The organism is Acinetobacter sp. CFCC 11171, assembly GCF_003268405.1.
Taxonomy (GTDB): Bacteria; Pseudomonadota; Gammaproteobacteria; order Pseudomonadales; family Moraxellaceae; genus Acinetobacter; species Acinetobacter amyesii.
In genome coordinates, this window is sequence record NZ_LQXP01000002.1 from 175,401 (window position 1) to 190,591 (window position 15,191).

21 protein-coding genes, 1 tRNA gene and 1 pseudogene are annotated in these 15,191 nt (G+C 39.9%); 4 read left to right on the top strand and 19 right to left on the bottom strand.

All coding sequences use genetic code 11. The features are described 5' to 3' along the window. Nucleotides 1-62 precede the first annotated feature (62 nt). Both tsf and AVJ20_RS02290 read left to right on the top strand, forming a co-directional pair. Nucleotides 63-938, top strand: coding sequence for a translation elongation factor Ts (gene tsf / locus AVJ20_RS02285; RefSeq protein WP_078191990.1), 876 nt, complete (start codon nt 63-65; stop codon nt 936-938). Between the two features lie 174 nt (nt 939-1,112). Continuing rightward, on the top strand, nt 1,113-1,622 hold the full coding sequence (locus AVJ20_RS02290) for a DUF3465 domain-containing protein (RefSeq protein ID WP_111883990.1): 510 nt from the start codon (nt 1,113-1,115) through the stop codon (nt 1,620-1,622). Between the two features lie 289 nt (nt 1,623-1,911). Here the strand turns inward: AVJ20_RS02290 and AVJ20_RS02295 are convergent. The 7 genes and pseudogenes from AVJ20_RS02295 to AVJ20_RS02325 all read right to left on the bottom strand — a co-directional run bounded on the left by AVJ20_RS02295 (nt 1,912) and on the right by AVJ20_RS02325 (nt 8,364). Continuing rightward, nucleotides 1,912-2,330, bottom strand: a pseudogene (locus tag AVJ20_RS02295) (DUF962 domain-containing protein). A gap of 153 nt (nt 2,331-2,483) precedes the next feature. Then, nucleotides 2,484-3,098, bottom strand: coding sequence for a septal ring lytic transglycosylase RlpA family protein (locus AVJ20_RS02300; RefSeq protein WP_111883991.1), 615 nt, complete (start codon nt 3,096-3,098; stop codon nt 2,484-2,486). Nucleotides 3,099-3,384: 286 nt separating this feature from the next. Beyond that, complete coding sequence (mltB, locus tag AVJ20_RS02305) at nt 3,385-4,386, bottom strand: lytic murein transglycosylase B (RefSeq protein ID WP_111883992.1); 1,002 nt, start codon at nt 4,384-4,386, stop codon at nt 3,385-3,387. Between the two features lie 786 nt (nt 4,387-5,172). Then, nucleotides 5,173-5,823: a hypothetical protein gene (locus AVJ20_RS02310; protein ID WP_111883993.1), complete on the bottom strand. Its 651-nt coding sequence runs from the start codon at nt 5,821-5,823 to the stop codon at nt 5,173-5,175. Nucleotides 5,824-5,840: 17 nt separating this feature from the next. Continuing rightward, nucleotides 5,841-6,659, bottom strand: coding sequence for an NADPH-dependent 7-cyano-7-deazaguanine reductase QueF (gene queF, locus AVJ20_RS02315; protein ID WP_111883994.1), 819 nt, complete (start codon nt 6,657-6,659; stop codon nt 5,841-5,843). Continuing rightward, nucleotides 6,659-7,432, bottom strand: a complete 774-nt coding sequence (locus AVJ20_RS02320) for an ABC transporter permease (protein ID WP_111883995.1) — start codon at nt 7,430-7,432, stop codon at nt 6,659-6,661. The genes queF and AVJ20_RS02320 overlap by 1 nt, the downstream gene beginning before the upstream one ends. Then, a complete protein-coding gene (locus AVJ20_RS02325; RefSeq protein ID WP_111883996.1) occupies nt 7,429-8,364 on the bottom strand; it encodes an ABC transporter ATP-binding protein in 936 nt (311 codons plus the stop codon). The genes AVJ20_RS02320 and AVJ20_RS02325 overlap by 4 nt, the downstream gene beginning before the upstream one ends. A gap of 188 nt (nt 8,365-8,552) precedes the next feature. Between AVJ20_RS02325 and AVJ20_RS02330 the strand changes: the two genes are divergently transcribed. After that, nucleotides 8,553-8,628, top strand: a tRNA-Arg gene (locus tag AVJ20_RS02330). Between the two features lie 166 nt (nt 8,629-8,794). Further along, nucleotides 8,795-10,033, top strand: a complete 1,239-nt coding sequence (locus AVJ20_RS02335) for a tyrosine-type recombinase/integrase (protein WP_111884028.1) — start codon at nt 8,795-8,797, stop codon at nt 10,031-10,033. Here the strand turns inward: AVJ20_RS02335 and AVJ20_RS02340 are convergent. The 12 genes from AVJ20_RS02340 to AVJ20_RS02390 are packed head-to-tail and all read right to left on the bottom strand — an operon-like array spanning nt 10,023 to nt 15,131. After that, complete coding sequence (locus AVJ20_RS02340; protein ID WP_111883997.1) at nt 10,023-10,199, bottom strand: helix-turn-helix domain-containing protein; 177 nt, start codon at nt 10,197-10,199, stop codon at nt 10,023-10,025. The genes AVJ20_RS02335 and AVJ20_RS02340 overlap by 11 nt on opposite strands. After that, the gene (locus tag AVJ20_RS02345; RefSeq protein WP_111883998.1) at nt 10,199-10,429 is read right to left on the bottom strand and encodes a hypothetical protein; all 231 of its coding nucleotides are present in this window, start codon (nt 10,427-10,429) and stop codon (nt 10,199-10,201) included. The genes AVJ20_RS02340 and AVJ20_RS02345 overlap by 1 nt, the downstream gene beginning before the upstream one ends. Further along, the gene (locus tag AVJ20_RS02350; protein WP_111883999.1) at nt 10,416-10,655 is read right to left on the bottom strand and encodes a hypothetical protein; all 240 of its coding nucleotides are present in this window, start codon (nt 10,653-10,655) and stop codon (nt 10,416-10,418) included. The genes AVJ20_RS02345 and AVJ20_RS02350 overlap by 14 nt, the downstream gene beginning before the upstream one ends. A 21-nt stretch (nt 10,656-10,676) precedes the next feature. Beyond that, nucleotides 10,677-10,838, bottom strand: coding sequence for a hypothetical protein (locus AVJ20_RS18295; protein WP_162689713.1), 162 nt, complete (start codon nt 10,836-10,838; stop codon nt 10,677-10,679). Further along, complete coding sequence (locus tag AVJ20_RS02355; protein ID WP_213066166.1) at nt 10,838-11,197, bottom strand: hypothetical protein; 360 nt, start codon at nt 11,195-11,197, stop codon at nt 10,838-10,840. The genes AVJ20_RS18295 and AVJ20_RS02355 overlap by 1 nt, the downstream gene beginning before the upstream one ends. Then, complete coding sequence (locus AVJ20_RS02360; RefSeq protein ID WP_111884000.1) at nt 11,197-11,511, bottom strand: hypothetical protein; 315 nt, start codon at nt 11,509-11,511, stop codon at nt 11,197-11,199. The genes AVJ20_RS02355 and AVJ20_RS02360 overlap by 1 nt, the downstream gene beginning before the upstream one ends. Further along, a complete protein-coding gene (locus tag AVJ20_RS02365; protein ID WP_111884001.1) occupies nt 11,508-12,128 on the bottom strand; it encodes a lambda exonuclease family protein in 621 nt (206 codons plus the stop codon). The genes AVJ20_RS02360 and AVJ20_RS02365 overlap by 4 nt, the downstream gene beginning before the upstream one ends. After that, a complete protein-coding gene (bet, locus tag AVJ20_RS02370; protein ID WP_111884002.1) occupies nt 12,109-12,990 on the bottom strand; it encodes a phage recombination protein Bet in 882 nt (293 codons plus the stop codon). The genes AVJ20_RS02365 and bet overlap by 20 nt, the downstream gene beginning before the upstream one ends. An 11-nt stretch (nt 12,991-13,001) precedes the next feature. Next, complete coding sequence (locus AVJ20_RS02375; RefSeq protein WP_111884003.1) at nt 13,002-14,069, bottom strand: hypothetical protein; 1,068 nt, start codon at nt 14,067-14,069, stop codon at nt 13,002-13,004. Continuing rightward, complete coding sequence (locus tag AVJ20_RS02380; protein WP_111884004.1) at nt 14,066-14,500, bottom strand: hypothetical protein; 435 nt, start codon at nt 14,498-14,500, stop codon at nt 14,066-14,068. The genes AVJ20_RS02375 and AVJ20_RS02380 overlap by 4 nt, the downstream gene beginning before the upstream one ends. After that, nucleotides 14,497-14,883, bottom strand: a complete 387-nt coding sequence (locus AVJ20_RS02385) for a zinc-finger-containing protein (RefSeq protein WP_111884005.1) — start codon at nt 14,881-14,883, stop codon at nt 14,497-14,499. Before AVJ20_RS02385 ends, AVJ20_RS02380 begins: the two co-directional genes overlap by 4 nt. Next, nucleotides 14,883-15,131, bottom strand: a complete 249-nt coding sequence (locus tag AVJ20_RS02390; RefSeq protein WP_111884006.1) for a hypothetical protein — start codon at nt 15,129-15,131, stop codon at nt 14,883-14,885. The genes AVJ20_RS02385 and AVJ20_RS02390 overlap by 1 nt, the downstream gene beginning before the upstream one ends. Nucleotides 15,132-15,191: the final 60 nt, after the last annotated feature.

Sequence of the window (15,191 nt, forward strand, 5' to 3'; positions counted from 1 at the left end):
ACAGCTCTGGGCCGTTTCTGTTCTAAAAAGAATTCATTTTCTACCGTATTTAGGAGATTAACATGACTGCAGTTACAGCAAGCATGGTTAAAGAATTGCGCGATCGTACTGGTCTTGCAATGATGGAATGTAAAAAAGCATTAACAGAAGCGGGCGGTGACATCGAATTAGCGATCGATAACCTTCGTAAATCTGGTCAAGCTAAAGCTGCTAAAAAAGCAGGTAACATTGCTGCTGACGGCGCGATCACTATCGCTCAAGAAGGCAACAAAGCAATCCTTGTAGAAGTGAACTGTCAAACTGACTTCGTTGCTAAAGACGAAAACTTTGCTGGTTTCTCTGCTAAAGTTGCTGCTGCTGCGCTTGCTGCTGGTGTAACTGACGCTGCTCAAATTGCTGAATTGAAACTTGAAGATGGTGCTACTGTTGAAGAAGCTCGTATCGCGCTTGTTCAAAAAATCGGTGAAAACATCCAAGTACGTCGTGCTCAAATCGTTGAAGGCGACAACCTTGCAGTTTACAAACATGGTTTAAAAATCGGTGTTGTAGTTGCATACGCTGGTGATGCTGAAACTGGTAAAGGTTTGGCTATGCACATCGCTGCATTCAACCCAGTTGCTGTAAACGAAGCTGGCGTTTCTGCTGAACTTATCGCTAAAGAAAAAGAAATTGCTGAAGCGAAAGCAATTGAATCTGGTAAACCAGCAAACATCGTTGAAAAAATGGTAACTGGTTCAGTTCAGAAATACTTGAACGAAGTTGTTCTTGAGAACCAAATGTACGTTATCGACAACGATAAGAAAGTTGCAGAAGTTCTTAAAGCAACTGGTACTACTGTTGCTAACTTCGTACGTTTCGAAGTTGGTGAAGGTATTGAGAAAAAAGCTGAACTTTCTTTCGCTGAAGAAGTTGCTGCTGCTCAAGCTGCTGCAAAATAATCTCTGATTATTTGTAGAAAAAAGCCCTCGTTTTTGAGGGCTTTTTTTATGGCTGTAGCTTTGCATAGTTCAAAGTAATTTTGACTTTGTGACGTGTACATTCTTGTTTATAAATTCTATTTTTATCCATATTAATGACTATAATGAGTTAAAAATTTAGATTTAAACTCTCTTATGGCAAACAAAACAAACTTAACCATCGGCGGAATTATTGTTGCGCTTACAGCCGCTTATTTCGGAATCGATTTACAACAACAAAAATCTGCACCAGTTCAGACGACAGCGGAACAAAACGCACAGCCACAAATAGAATCAGTACAACCTGTAGATGCTCAACAAAAAGGGCAGAGTGCTGAAGATGTTATTGCGCATGCATTTAAAAATAAACTCAGTAATGTTCAGGTTGAGGGTGCGGGTCAAGTGAAAGCGGTACTTCGAGATGATAATGAAGGTAGCCGACATCAAAAGTTCATTTTGACCTTAAATAATGGTCAAACGCTTTTAGTCGCACATAATATCGATCTTGCTCCACGAATTGACGACTTGCAAAAAGGCGATACGGTTCAATTTTACGGTGAATATGAATATTCAGATCAGGGTGGTGTGATGCATTGGACACATCACGATCCGAATGGACGTCATCAAGATGGTTGGTTAAAGCATCAAGGTAAAACCTATCAATAAAAATCACGTAGTCGTTTTTAACTTTAGTTATTTAAATGATCATGATTCAGATGAAGCTATCAACATAAAATTGGATTAATCATATTGAGTAAAAGCCAGTGTTTAAACACTGGCTTTTTGGTCGTATAAATAGAAAAAATGATTGGAAATACCAGAGATAAATACACCTATAAACAATAGGGTTTTAAGCATCGAATATGAAGAAAACCGATGTGGAAGAAGTGAAAAAGAGATCCATGAAATTAATCGTGCTCTAAATGCTCTTTATTTGCGATTTATGGCGTGTTTTTCAATTACCAAGTACTTTGCCTGTAAATGTATCTAAACACCAAATAGGGCCAATGAGGAGGAATTGGAGATCTTTGAAAAAAGAGGGCTTTTTACCTTCAATTTTATGGCCATAAATTGACCAATCCATGCGAATACAAAGAGTGCGATATAAAAGCCATAACCAACTGGTAGTACCCAAATTAGCCATACCATGATTAACGTTAACGCGGCCATTGCAACAGCAAGCACAATGTCTAAACGTGCGTAAAAGATAAATGCTAAAGCAAGTAAGACAGCAGTAAGTAGCGCGCTAAAATGCGCCAATATGCCAACGATTGAAAAATAAATCGTGGGTACGCAAATCCAGTGAATCATTTTATTGGTTTTATTTTGATGACTTTCGCTGTATTCATCAAACCATTCGTTGATTGTTTTCATGATAGTCCTTAACCATGGGGAAGGACTCCAATATAAACAAGAATGGAGGAAGGGTCAAAATCAGGATTACTGATGATTTGAAAGGCTAAGAGGCTACAAATAAAAAAACCACGCTAGGCGTGGTCTGTTAAATGCAGTCACTTCATTGGAGAATTAAGAATTTGGACCGTCTACGCGCTCAATGCTCACATTTGCAGTACCCGCACTGGTAATACCCAATTGCTTAGCAGCACCATAAGATAAATCAAGAACACGGTTACCATGGAATGGACCACGGTCATTTACTTTCACCACGACACTTTTACCATTATTGCGATTCGTAACACGAATAAAGCAATTAAGTGGCAGGCTACGATGTGCTGCTGTAAGTGCGTTCATGTCAAACGTTTCACCGCTTGCTGTTTTACGACCGTGGAATTGACGACCGTACCAAGAAGCAGTACCTGTTTGAGTGAACTTACGAACAGTATTCGATGCAACAGTATTTAACTTTTCAATCACTGAAGGCTCATCTTCAGGAATTTCGATTTTAGCAGCGATTGTTTGACGACGAATTTTATCGCCAGAACGCTCAGTGATTGAAAGGCTACTTAAATTCGTAAAGTTTGAATTGAAGCTTTGAGCTTCTTTATTCAATACACGAGCTGCAAGACGCGAGTTGTCATTATCATGATTGAATGATGATGACTGAACCATCTCAGCTTGTGACTGACTTAGCGCAACTGTCGTGGCAACCGCTAAGGCATATTTAATAATTGATGACTGCATTGTTTATCTCCCAATGGCATATTTACTGGTTCAACTAAGTCGCTGATATCCATGTAAACACGTCTGATATTTCACTTTTGCAACTACATTTAACGAGGTGGATAATATTCATGCCATCGATAAGCTGTCTAGTGTTTAATTAAAATACTTTGAAAATGTCTAAAAAATTAACAATATTTGATTAAAAAATAATCAATAATGTAACAAGGTGTGTAAAATGTCGAATAAATGCTCATTTTAATGAAAATATTTGTTGACTTTTTTGATCTATAGAAAAAAACCAGTCTTATCGACTGGTAACTTCAGTGCCTAAAAGCCATAGTGCAGTCGCATACATACGGCTTTTGTTATAGGTTGTAATGACCTGAAAATTTGGATAAGTGATGTAATAAATTGGTCCATAACTATCTTGCAATTGGATGACATTGACTAAATCGAGATCATCGATTTTTACCAATGGATTCATAGGGGTTACACCTTGAGCCTTGAGTACACCATAGGGTGTTGGCTGGTTTAAATCCTTTGCAATAATAGCATCTGGGTTGTTTCCGCTATAGCGAGCAGCAAAAGCAATCGGTTGATTACGCTGCCAACCATAATTTGCTAAATAATTTGCAATTGAACCAATGGCATCGACAGCCGAATTACGCAGGTCAACATGACCATTGCCATCGTAGTCCACACCAAATTTTGGAATGTTACTTGGCATAAATTGAGGATAACCCACAGCACCTGCATATGAACCGACGACAGAGTTGGTTGGAACACCATCTTTATATGACCAAGCAATCAGTGCAGCGAGTTCATCTTGGAAATATTGCGCACGACGTTCATAGCCAAAACCAAGGGTCGCCAAAGCATCACGGGTAATAAAATTACCTTTATTGCTGCCGTAGCCTGTTTCAACACCCAAAATGCCTAAAATCACGGATTGAGGCACACCAAATTGTTGTTCTGCACGATTTAAAGTGTCGGCATATTGATTTTTGAAGCGAACGCCGCGTTGAATTGTACTTTCAGCTAAAAAATTGGTTTTGTATTGGTACCAAGGCTTTGATTCACCAGGTCTATTCATAATGCTAATAATGTTGGGTAGGTTTTTACTGCCTTGCATTGCCCAATCAATTTGATTTTCACTCAGACCATAGGTATGCATTGCATTTTGTTTAAAGCTTGCATATGCCGGATGAGATTGGAAGTCGTTAGCCTGACAAAAACTGGTCAGTGAAATTGAACAGGCCATAATGGCAATATGTGATAGTTTTTTATAAAAATTTCGATTTAGCATAAATAAAAAATTTCCAGTTGCTTTAGCGATGAGTATGAACAAAATTTCGAGGGGAAAAGATCCTGAAAATTGTGATGACCTTCTGGTTTCATAGCTCATTAAGGTAAACGTTACCAATAGCAACTAAGATACCACTGACAGCGCATGCTTTCATAAATAGATATACAAAAAAAGACAAAGCAAAGGTTTTTTTCGCAGTTAACATATTGAAAAGTGACATATTCATTTACATAACTTGCAAATATTCACAAATCATTTGAAATAAAGATGACTCTAAAACTCATGCGTCATAAAAACGCAGAACGAGTAAACTTTATCGCGTTGCGAAATACTGTTTAGAAGCTACAAAAGTTGCAATGTTATATCTAAAAATAAAGGGACAGGATTAAAAAGCTACCGGTCTAAAACACCCATATGCAAGCAGTGGTTTATTCATTACATAGTTTTTGTTCGCCAGCGCTTCAATGCTGTTGAAAACGTCGCTATATATAGTAGAAATATAGACTGAATGATAAAAAAGAAAGAGATTGAATATTAAAATGGACGCATTGAAATTTAAGCCAAAATGACGGCTCACATTAAAATATGATCTATATTCAGGTTCTTCCTGTTCTTTGTAGATTTTTAAAAATTGTGGATATCAATGTACTGTCTTTCTTTTAATAAAAATCTGTTCAATTCTAGAACTGTGTTTGCATGACTATATAGTCATTGTATCGGGATTCGATTTTATGCGTTTAGCCATAAAAAACCTAGCCAAAGCTAGGTTTTGACGAAAAGCGAGATTTATTTGTTAAACATCGCATCATGTGCTTCTGCAAGGGCACTTAGCTCTTCTTTGGTTAAATTTGGGAAAATCTTATCAATCGCGATATGAATAGCTTTAATCACAGCAGAAGAACCGACATCGGCTGCTTTACGTTTAATCATGCCTAAATCGAGAGTTTTATTAAAGTCATTCATAAAATGACGCACTGCAGCTTCAGCAAACTGTTTATACAGTTCACCAAAAGCAGCTTTATTTATATCTGCGCCCGATTTAATTTCCGCATAACTATTTTTAAGGTTAGTGACTAGTCCTGCATCTAAACTTAGACCTACACGATAAGTGCCAGTCGCGTCTTGAAATAAACTTCGTTCTGAAAATTCAATGGATTGTTTCACCACATCATTCGGAGATTTACCTAGTAGTTGCTTTAACAATACAGCGACTGTTGATTTGACATAGCCAGCCAGTTTTTCTGCTGTGTCGCGCTTATCGCTTGCAGGAAACAGATGAACAGGAGCTAATATAGTTGCACCAATGATTTCTTCATTAATCAGCAAAGCTGTTTTATCACGTAAAGGATAAAGGGGTTCACTCGAATTTTTTTTCGCGTGACCATTTTGGATACTGCTTAGAAGTTCCTCAGAAGGAATAAAACCAAAAAATGGCATCACTAACCTCAATTTTTTTATTGTCGCGCCAATCGAATGGGGCGAGGCATCCATGTTAAATCCGATACACGACAAGGGTTGATATCCAATCCACCACGGCGTGTATAGGCAGCATATACCATCAGCTGACTTGGTTTTAAATGTTGCCAAATATCGGCAAACATTTGCTCCACACATTGTTCGTGGAAACCATTATGCTGACGGTAAGAAATAATATAAGCCAGAATACTACGATAACAAGGCTTAGTACCTTTATACCTTATAAATACCGTTCCCCAATCAGGTTGACCCGTGACTGGACAGTTACTTCTTAATAAATGTGAATAAAGTTGAATTTCAACTTCTTCTTGTGCTGCATCTTCATCTAAAGAGAGTAAAGCTGCATTTGGATGATTTTCTAACTGGGTGGGTTCTAAGTCATCAATACAGATGCCTTGCGGTTTTGAAATTTCAACTTCATCAACATGAAATAGATCAATAGTCACAGCGGCATTGGCTGCAGCAGATAAGTCTTTTTCAACGGTTGCTTTAAACGCTGCCTGAGAATCAAATTTGGTAAAGTTCATACTATTAAAGTAGAGCTTTAAAGATTTCGATTCGATGAGGTTGTCTGAACTTGCAGGCAAAGTTAAACGGCCAATAGCGACTTGAGGCACACCTGAAGCATTTAACCAAGAAATTTCAAAAACATGCCACCAGTCTGTACCTTGGCGGATGCCTTCCACATGGGCATATTGTTCACGTGCAGTGGCACGTGCAATCGGAAACAGAATATCAGGTTGATATTCTGTTGGGTAGTTGGTGTCTTTACCTAAAAGGGATTGTTCTACACTCATTATTCACGCATTCCTGAACCACGAGAAAGTAAATGATACGCCACGCCATAAAGTACAACGCAACATGCAGTAATTACTGTCAGTGAAATGCCGACATTCACATCGCTATGGCCCAAAATACCGTAGCGGAATGCATTGACCATATACACGACAGGGTTGATTAAAGAGAGATTTTGCCAAAAAGGACTCAGTGATGAGATGGCATAGAAAACACCGCCTAAATAAGTCAGCGGAGTCAGGACGAAAGTCGGGATAATCGAAATGTCGTCAAAAGATTTTGCATAAACAGCATTAATAAATCCGCCAAGAGAAAACAGCAGCGAAGTAATGAGAACTGTATATATAGTTATGAAGATATTGGTTAGGTGTAATTCAGTAAAAAATAGGCTCATCGCAGTAACAATAAAGCCGACTAAAACACCACGGCAAACGCCACCGATCACATAACCCCAAAGCACCATATGTAACGGCACCGGGCTCATGATTAATTCTTCGATGCTTTTTTGAAATTTTGCACTAAAGAAACTGGATGACACATTGGCATAGCTGTTGGTGATGACCGCCATCATAATTAAGCCGGGCACGATGAACTGCATATAGCTAAAACCACCCATTTGCCCAATGCGTGAACCGACTAAATTACCGAAAATCACAAAGTACAAACTCATGGTGATTGCCGGTGGGAGAAGGGTTTGCGGCCAAATACGCATGAAACGGCGAATTTCTTTATACACTAAGGTGTAGAGGGCAATACACAGTTGGTTAAAATTCATTGTGCTGCACCTTCAAGATTTTTTTCGACCATACGGACAAACAGTTCTTCTAGTCGGTTAGATTTATTACGCATACTACGAACCTGAATACCTTGAGATTCCATGAGTTGGAATAGATCATTTAAGGTATGGGCTTTATCCATAGTGACCTCTAAAGTGACGGGGTCAACTAAGTTGAAACGAACACCAATAATTTCAATATGGATCGGTTCAATGGGTTCGGCTAAATCGAAAATAAAGGTTTCTTCATTTAACTGACTGAGAAAACCTTTCATGCTGGTGTCTTCTTTAATCACACCACGGTCAATAATTGCGATTCGACGGCACAACATTTCTGCTTCTTCTAAATAGTGTGTCGTTAAAATAATAGACGTACCTTTTTCGTTCATTTCTGTGAGGAAATCCCACATCGAACGGCGTAGTTCAATATCAACACCAGCAGTCGGCTCATCTAAAATCAGCAGTTTAGGTTCATGCATCATGGCACGAGCGATCATTAAACGGCGTTTCATACCGCCCGATAACATACGTGCTTGGGTACTGCGTTTTTCCCAAAGACCAAGCTTTTCTAAATATTCCTCTGCACGTTTCTCTGCTATCTTTTTAGAAATACCGTAATAACCAGCTTGAGTCACCAAAATATCAAATGTTTTTTCAAATTGACCAAAGTTAAATTCTTGAGGGACAACGCCCAAACACTGCTTTGCATGCGAGGGATGGGTATCTAAATTGTGCCCAAAAATTTCGACAGTACCTGAAGTTTTACGGGTTAGTGAACTGATAATACTAATCGTGGTAGATTTTCCTGCACCATTGGGACCTAAAAGTGCATAAAATTCACCTTCGGGTACTGTTAAATCAATACCTTTAAGCGCCTGAAACCCATTTTTATAGGTTTTTGACAGCTGCTTTAACGTTAGTGCATCAGTCATAAATAATTCACTCTATAAATAGTGTGAGTATTGTGCGATATCGGGGCAAATAAACCAAGTAAATCGTATGGAATTCTGCATTTTATAAATAGAACGTTGTATAAAGCTTAAGCAGAAAAAAGCCTAACATCTATATAGTTGCTTTACCTTACAGTTTTTTTTGTTATGATGTGCGCAATCCAAAATAAGCGCTCATAGCTCAACTGGATAGAGTACAGGTCTCCGAAGCCTGTGGCGTGGGTTCGAGTCCCGCTGAGCGCACCACTTACTTATTTCAATACATACCAAAATAACCGCAAATCCTTATAAATACTGTATTATCGCTCCTTTCTTTGTTTCAACTTGTTCCATGTAGTACCGCTATAATCCGAATTTTTAGCAGTACATTTAGCAGTACAACATGGCAGCACTAAATAATGTACTACTAAACATGGCCAGAACTGTCGTAAGTCTCACTGATACCAGGATCAAATCAGAAATTACTAAACACAAAAAATCACCAGATAAGATTGTAAAACTGTCTGACGGTGGTGGTTTATTTCTACTTTTAGATAAAAAAGGTGGAACTTATTGGCGGTTTGATTATTTTAAGCCCATAACAAAAAAGAGAACCACGATTGGCATTGGTATTTATCCAGCGATGACGTTGGCGGAAGCGCGAAAACATCGTGAAGAGTATCGTGAGCTACTGTCACAAGGTATAGATCCATTCACGCATAAGCAGCAATTAGAAGAACAAGCGCGATTTGCTTTGAATAATACATTTGAAGCTGTGGCTCGCGAATTTATGCAAACAGAAAAACTGGCTGAATCAACGCGGCATCGTAACGAATTTGTTTATCAGTATTTATTCGATGCAATCGGGAAAAAACCGATTCATGAAATAACGGCCCGTCAATTATTAGATGTTTGTCAAATTTATGAGAAGCAAGGGAAATCTGAAACGGCAAGACGCATGCGCTCTAAAGCCGGTCAAGTTTTTAAATATGGATTGGTACTTGGTCTTTGTGACAGAAATGTCGCATTAGATATTCAGGGATTATTGCAGCCACATCGGGCGACTCATCATGCTGCAGTAACAGATCCAAAATTGTTGGGTGAACTTCTAGTTGCGATTGATCAATACACAAAGCGTGGATCTATCGTCATGTGTTACGCATTGCGAATATTGCCACATGTTTTTGTGCGCCCTGGTGAATTACGTGCAGCCAAATGGGCGGACATAGATTTAGAAAATAGCACCTGGTCTTATACGCCGGCCAAAACAGAAAATGCGATTGGTACACAGTTAATAGTGCCTCTATCACACCAGGTAAAAAAGCTTTTTGAAGAACTCAAAATGGTGACTGGTAATAATGAATACTGTTTTGCGAATTATTGGGGAAAAACACGGCTTTTATCTGACAGTTCTATCAATAAAGCACTTAAAAATTTAGGTTGGGAAAATGGTGAAACAACAGGGCATGGTTTTCGTGCAACTGCACGTACGTTGCTAGATGAAGTTTTAAAATTCCCGATTGAGCGTATTGAACAGCAGCTGGGGCATCAAGTGCGTGATATGCATGGACGTGCCTATAATAGGACAAAATATTTAGATGAACGTCGAGTAATGATGCAAGCCTGGTCAGATTATCTGGATAGCTTAAAAGAAAAAGCCCTTAGTTTATAAGGGCTTTGATTTGTTCTGCATATGCTTCCGAAAGTTTATCAGGTAATTTGACACGTACTGATCGGCCAAATTCAATTCGTTCAAGTTCACCGCGATCAAACATTCTATAAACTGTAGTGCGGCCAATATCTAAAAGTTTGCAAGTTTGACTAATCGTTAAAACCATTATTTAGCCTCCTTTTCATCCAGCATCTGCGCAAGCAGTACTGCACCTGTACGAATGCGATTCACTAATTTCGTGACGTTAGCATCATCGTAAGTCACCATATCATTTCGAAATTTAGGCAATGGTAGTTCTAGGCCAGCCTTTGAAAACTCATGATTGATATGCGCCACTATTTTGTTTTCAAGCTTACGTTTGAAGTTGGGGTTTTGAAGCATTTCAATGTGAGTCATTAAGTTGCTCCAAATCGTCCAGCATTTTAAAAAAATCACGAAATATTTGTCTTCGTTCACCAACATTCATCCGAACTAAATGAGCTCTTTTCTCATCACTATATTCAAGTCCGCCACGGAATTTATCATCTATACGTTTTGACATTGTTTCAACTTCTTGTTCGGCAAGTATCTGGGCCTTAGATTCTGGAAATACTGTTGGTATTACAATAAATCCTGCCGGCACCGCTTGGGCTTTAGCTGCTTGCTATGCAGTGAAATGCGACTCCTTTAGCTGACACACAAGTACATTTTTATGTGCGTAATCGTAAATATACTTAGCGTTGGCAATGTCTACATTTGGGTTCTCAAGCAAATATTGCTCGTAGTGCCAAGCTTCAAACGCTTCTCTTTCTTTTTGAATATCCATCACGCCACCTTCTTTTTTAATTGCTCTTTGAGCATCTCAATTTCCGCTTGTAGCGCCTGAACCTTTTCATCATTCAAGACTTTTAATTGCTCTGATGTGAATGCGCTCTGGCACTCTTGAGCAATGCGTTCAATTGTTTTTTCTATCTCAAGAAAAGAAGCAGCATTCGAGTTGTTCACCCCATATTTAAAAGCGCCTTGTACAGCACCAAATATGGTTGCATAGTGATATTTTCGACCTGCAAACTTATCAGCATTTACATAGCCCTCTTGTTGCTTTTCGGGTATTTGACCAAGAATAATTCCAGCGTCGTTTTTAGATGAATAAATCACCCATTCTTTATTTAGTCTTATTTCCATCACGCCACCTTCGCCAAATTATTTAAGTGCACCGCTTTGCAGTATTTCGAATACATAGCTTTTTGCAGCTCTTCAATAAACCCTTTTCCGTATTTAAACCACTGCGTTAAAAACAGCTCGTAGCGCTTTGATAAATATTCATCCAATTCGTAAAACTCTTTAATTTCGTGACGCTCGAAAGGAATCACGCTGCGTTTCACACCATCGCTAAATTGCTTTTTTACAATCATGGCGTTTTTCTTGAGTTCAATTTTGTGACCGCCACGATCTAGCCATTCGATAAAGGCGGGTGAAATACTGTTGGGTAGTTTCATGCTGCCACCTCATATTCTGCATTCAACTCAGTCATTGCTTTATCGACGACAATGTTGAAATTAATGACTGCTTGCTCAACTCCTGCAATGTCCAAATCTTTCGCAAATACCCGAATAACCACAAGTTGCAAATGCTCAGGTAAGCGAGGGTCAAAGCTAATAAAGTCACACCATTTGCGACGAGTACACGCCAATTGCCAAGTAATCTGCGGGATGTATTCCGCAGGCACTTCTTTAGTGAGTAACGTGTTCAAATGAGTTGTTGTAGCAGGGCACTTAACCTCAATTTGACCATCTAAATTAATTAATCCATCAGGCGATGCACCGCTTAATTTAATGACTGGATGATCAATTAACCCTGTGCCTTTAACAAAATTACCTGTCTTATTTTCATAAGCGGCAATCGCATTTTCTTCCTGATCTATACCCCATTGCATTGCTTTTGAGGTTGGAGTTTCCTCCTGAACGCCAGTAATGCGCTCAGAAAGAATTGTTAATGTTAGGGCGTTGTATTTCTTGCCTTTAACTGGCTTTGCACCAATGTCTTTAATGCGGCTTGCAGTCACTTTGCCACAGCGATCTGCAAACCAACCTTCACTACGCTGGAGAATGGTCATAGGTTTCTCCTTGGCGTGCTAAAGCTTGATCAGCTAGTTCAGCTATTTGTTTAAGATTTACTGAATGAGTGGTCCAAAAGTGTTTTTTACAATCGCCTTTAGGTAGGGCGATATAAGCCTCCTGAAGTCGATTTGATCCGTATTGAGCCTCATTTTGAAGATGAGATAAAAACTCATCCTCAAATTCTTGATAGTCAGCAGGCACGGAACTCCCAATTGCTTTTTGGGTGTCAGTAAACAGTTCTGATCCACCAACCGTAATTTCCTTGCCCTGCATTTCTTCGACTGTATATTCATTTCCAATCTCCTCTGGAAAGGCTTTGCGTAAAGCACCAGCTTCAGCACATTTAGCTAATTGGCCGCGTTTGCGCTTAGTCCACATTGAGTTCAGGCCGCCATCCTTAACGGTGGCGCATGCTTCTTCAAAATACTCGGTGTGGCAGAACGGAACCTTGTCGCCATGGATGATCCGGTACACAGTCACGGTGCATGACTCTGGAACCGTGTGCACAACATTGCCAAACTTAATATCAACCATCGGGCCAAATACTGGTGCATCTTGACCTGCATACTGGTTGGTACGTGTTGCGGTAATTCGATGCTCAGTGATAGATGGCATAATCACATCACGCCATTGTGATTGACCTGTTTTAGAGTCCTTCACACTCATTGGTACGATATGGCAAGGCTTCTTCATGATGTCGAGATTACGTGCCTTCGCATACTCAACCGCCATGATGATCGACTCAGGTTTTGCACCTGGAAAGATCGAAGATGTAAGGGCAGACCACATCGACTCATCAAGGTCATAATCTTTGATTGATAAGCCTAACTGGCTTTCAACCTGAGCTATTGCATTCATACTCTTATTCCTTAAAATTTGATCGAAACGTGAGGCACTAAGCCTTTATTGATTGCGTTCAGAATGGCTTTACCTTGATCAACATTCACACCAAGATCAGTCAGACCTTTAAGCGCTTCACTACAGATTTGCTTTTTGTGGGCCATATCAGCTTCACGCGCTTCAGCTGCTTTGCGCTCGGCTTCAACCTTTGCAATCTGCTCAGCTTCAATGCGCTTACGCTCAGCCTCAATCGCATTTTGACGGTCAATTTCAGCTTGTTTTTCACGCTCAATGGCTTGCTGTTTTAACTGCTCTTCGCGTAAAAGAGCAGCTTCTTTTTCAGCTTTTAATCGAGCTTCACGCTGCTCTGATTCAATCTTTTCACGCTGTACACGTTCAGCTTCAAAACGTGCTTTTTCCTCCGCTTCGCGAGTAGCTTTTTCAGCAGCTTCGCGGGCAATTTGTGCTTCGCGCTCTTGTTGAATGCGTTGTTGTTCTGCGATGCGAAGGCGTTCTAACTCAGCTTGTTCGGCTTCATATTTTTCACGGCTGGCAAGGGCGGTGCGTAACACTTCGAGAGTTTCGTATTTAGCAATTTTTGCCTGTTCTTCGAATTCCTCGAAAGATGAATCAATGACAATTTCTTCAACATTTCGAATCACACCCTTTAGCCAAACACTATCTTTATCTGCAATAACGGCAGTTTTGTAGAAATTGATAGAAAGAATACTTTCCTCATGCTTCGCCACACGATCCTTTTCAGCTTGCTCCCAAGCATCACGAGGAGCCAAGATTTCATTGCGTAGCTCATCAAACTTCTTAACAGTTGCAATGCGGTCATCGTCAATAAGCTTGATTTGAGCCTTTTGCTCGGCAACCAATTCCTTGCCACACTTCTCAATAAATGTCTTAGATTTACTAATTTTTAGAGCGAGCGAGCCAATCTGATCTCGTCCTTTTTTAGTGGTCACATCAGGCACATGTGAGCGCGCTTCTTGAGCAATGCGCTCGAATAATTCAGCAGTACCGCCTGGTGTGCGAAATGCAGATACAACAATATTTTGGTCTGCAATTTCTAATTCAAATTTCACATTCATCCGTAAATCTCCTCTGCCATATCCTCAGCAGCATAAGTAGCTTGCTGTTCAGATTCCTTTAAAAACTGCTCTTCACACCAATCCACAATCAACACGTTCAACGCACGTAACTGCTTAGGAAGTAAGACAAATTCATTGCCTTCTTTAGCTGCCACAGCATCAGTTTTTATTACAGTTACCAGTGTGTTTTCAATTGCTTTAAAAGCAGGGATATCAATTTCATGGCAGTTTTGTGGATCTGAATCACCAACTGCAAAACCTTGTGTGCATTCAAGTAATGGCATGCTGCATTCGATTGACGCATCACTGATAAAGTCGAAGCGATACTGAAGCGTGAATTCAACCTTGCCATCTTGAATAACAATGTCCTCTGCCACTTCAAAATCAGGGAAGACAGGGGCAAGGATTAAAGTATTAGTTTTGATGTTCATGATGCCTCCATTTTGAGGTTGCCGCTTAAGCAAATTGCTATCACTTGCTTGCACTGAGAAACATCAAACATCCCGATATGACACGCACTTGGCTGGATATTCATTTCAGCAGCCAGCGCCTTGTATGCATCCTTGCGCTTCATTGCCTTTGTTTTCCAGATAGGGTCAAAAGCTCTGTGGGCCATAGACTTGTATTTGCGAAGTTCTGCATTTGCCAAGCGACCAAGTGGATTTTTAGTACCTGGGTGGCAACCAACATAGGCATCACAAGGTGCGCACTGATAAAACCATTTGTTGTGAAGGTCTGGGCGATGTGGATAAACCGCATACCCATCAACACCATCAGACTTATTGCCGCAGTAAGGGCAGATAGGTTGTTCCATCACACACCTCCCTTAATCGCAACAACAGCCTGACGATCCATTTGCTCAGCGTGCTTATAAAAAGCCATTAGCACCAATCCGAAGAAGATTGAAATGAGCAGGGCGATAGCGAAGAAATCACCAATACGTTTTTTAGCTTTTGAAGGCTTCATTTCTTTAGCTGTAGGGTGTTGGTAAAGACGCGCAGATGTTTGGCTTTTGTTAGCGTTAAATTGCGGCGTGTTGCTATGTGATACAAATTTGTTCATAATGCATTCCTCAGCACAAGCTCTGTCCTTAACCAAAATTTCAGAGCTGGCTTCTTTTAA

What these genes read in the sequence shown, in the direction of transcription:
- bet (WP_111884002.1), bottom strand. Translation starts at nt 12,990, where the DNA reads ATGAATGCAATAGCTCAGGTTGAAAGCCAGTTAGGCTTATCAATCAAA.
- tsf (WP_078191990.1), top strand. Translation starts at nt 63, where the DNA reads ATGACTGCAGTTACAGCAAGCATGGTTAAAGAATTGCGCGATCGTACT.
- AVJ20_RS02365 (WP_111884001.1), bottom strand. Translation starts at nt 12,128, where the DNA reads ATGACCATTCTCCAGCGTAGTGAAGGTTGGTTTGCAGATCGCTGTGGC.
- AVJ20_RS02355 (WP_213066166.1), bottom strand. Translation starts at nt 11,197, where the DNA reads ATGGAAATAAGACTAAATAAAGAATGGGTGATTTATTCATCTAAAAAC.
- AVJ20_RS02340 (WP_111883997.1), bottom strand. Translation starts at nt 10,199, where the DNA reads ATGGTTTTAACGATTAGTCAAACTTGCAAACTTTTAGATATTGGCCGC.
- AVJ20_RS02345 (WP_111883998.1), bottom strand. Translation starts at nt 10,429, where the DNA reads ATGACTCACATTGAAATGCTTCAAAACCCCAACTTCAAACGTAAGCTT.
- AVJ20_RS02335 (WP_111884028.1), top strand. Translation starts at nt 8,795, where the DNA reads ATGGCCAGAACTGTCGTAAGTCTCACTGATACCAGGATCAAATCAGAA.
- mltB (WP_111883992.1), bottom strand. Translation starts at nt 4,386, where the DNA reads ATGCTAAATCGAAATTTTTATAAAAAACTATCACATATTGCCATTATG.
- AVJ20_RS02360 (WP_111884000.1), bottom strand. Translation starts at nt 11,511, where the DNA reads ATGAAACTACCCAACAGTATTTCACCCGCCTTTATCGAATGGCTAGAT.
- AVJ20_RS02290 (WP_111883990.1), top strand. Translation starts at nt 1,113, where the DNA reads ATGGCAAACAAAACAAACTTAACCATCGGCGGAATTATTGTTGCGCTT.
- AVJ20_RS02320 (WP_111883995.1), bottom strand. Translation starts at nt 7,432, where the DNA reads ATGAATTTTAACCAACTGTGTATTGCCCTCTACACCTTAGTGTATAAA.
- AVJ20_RS18295 (WP_162689713.1), bottom strand. Translation starts at nt 10,838, where the DNA reads ATGGATATTCAAAAAGAAAGAGAAGCGTTTGAAGCTTGGCACTACGAG.
- AVJ20_RS02300 (WP_111883991.1), bottom strand. Translation starts at nt 3,098, where the DNA reads ATGCAGTCATCAATTATTAAATATGCCTTAGCGGTTGCCACGACAGTT.
- queF (WP_111883994.1), bottom strand. Translation starts at nt 6,659, where the DNA reads ATGAGTGTAGAACAATCCCTTTTAGGTAAAGACACCAACTACCCAACA.
- AVJ20_RS02380 (WP_111884004.1), bottom strand. Translation starts at nt 14,500, where the DNA reads ATGAACATCAAAACTAATACTTTAATCCTTGCCCCTGTCTTCCCTGAT.
- AVJ20_RS02390 (WP_111884006.1), bottom strand. Translation starts at nt 15,131, where the DNA reads ATGAACAAATTTGTATCACATAGCAACACGCCGCAATTTAACGCTAAC.
- AVJ20_RS02325 (WP_111883996.1), bottom strand. Translation starts at nt 8,364, where the DNA reads ATGACTGATGCACTAACGTTAAAGCAGCTGTCAAAAACCTATAAAAAT.
- AVJ20_RS02310 (WP_111883993.1), bottom strand. Translation starts at nt 5,823, where the DNA reads ATGCCATTTTTTGGTTTTATTCCTTCTGAGGAACTTCTAAGCAGTATC.
- AVJ20_RS02375 (WP_111884003.1), bottom strand. Translation starts at nt 14,069, where the DNA reads ATGAATGTGAAATTTGAATTAGAAATTGCAGACCAAAATATTGTTGTA.
- AVJ20_RS02385 (WP_111884005.1), bottom strand. Translation starts at nt 14,883, where the DNA reads ATGGAACAACCTATCTGCCCTTACTGCGGCAATAAGTCTGATGGTGTT.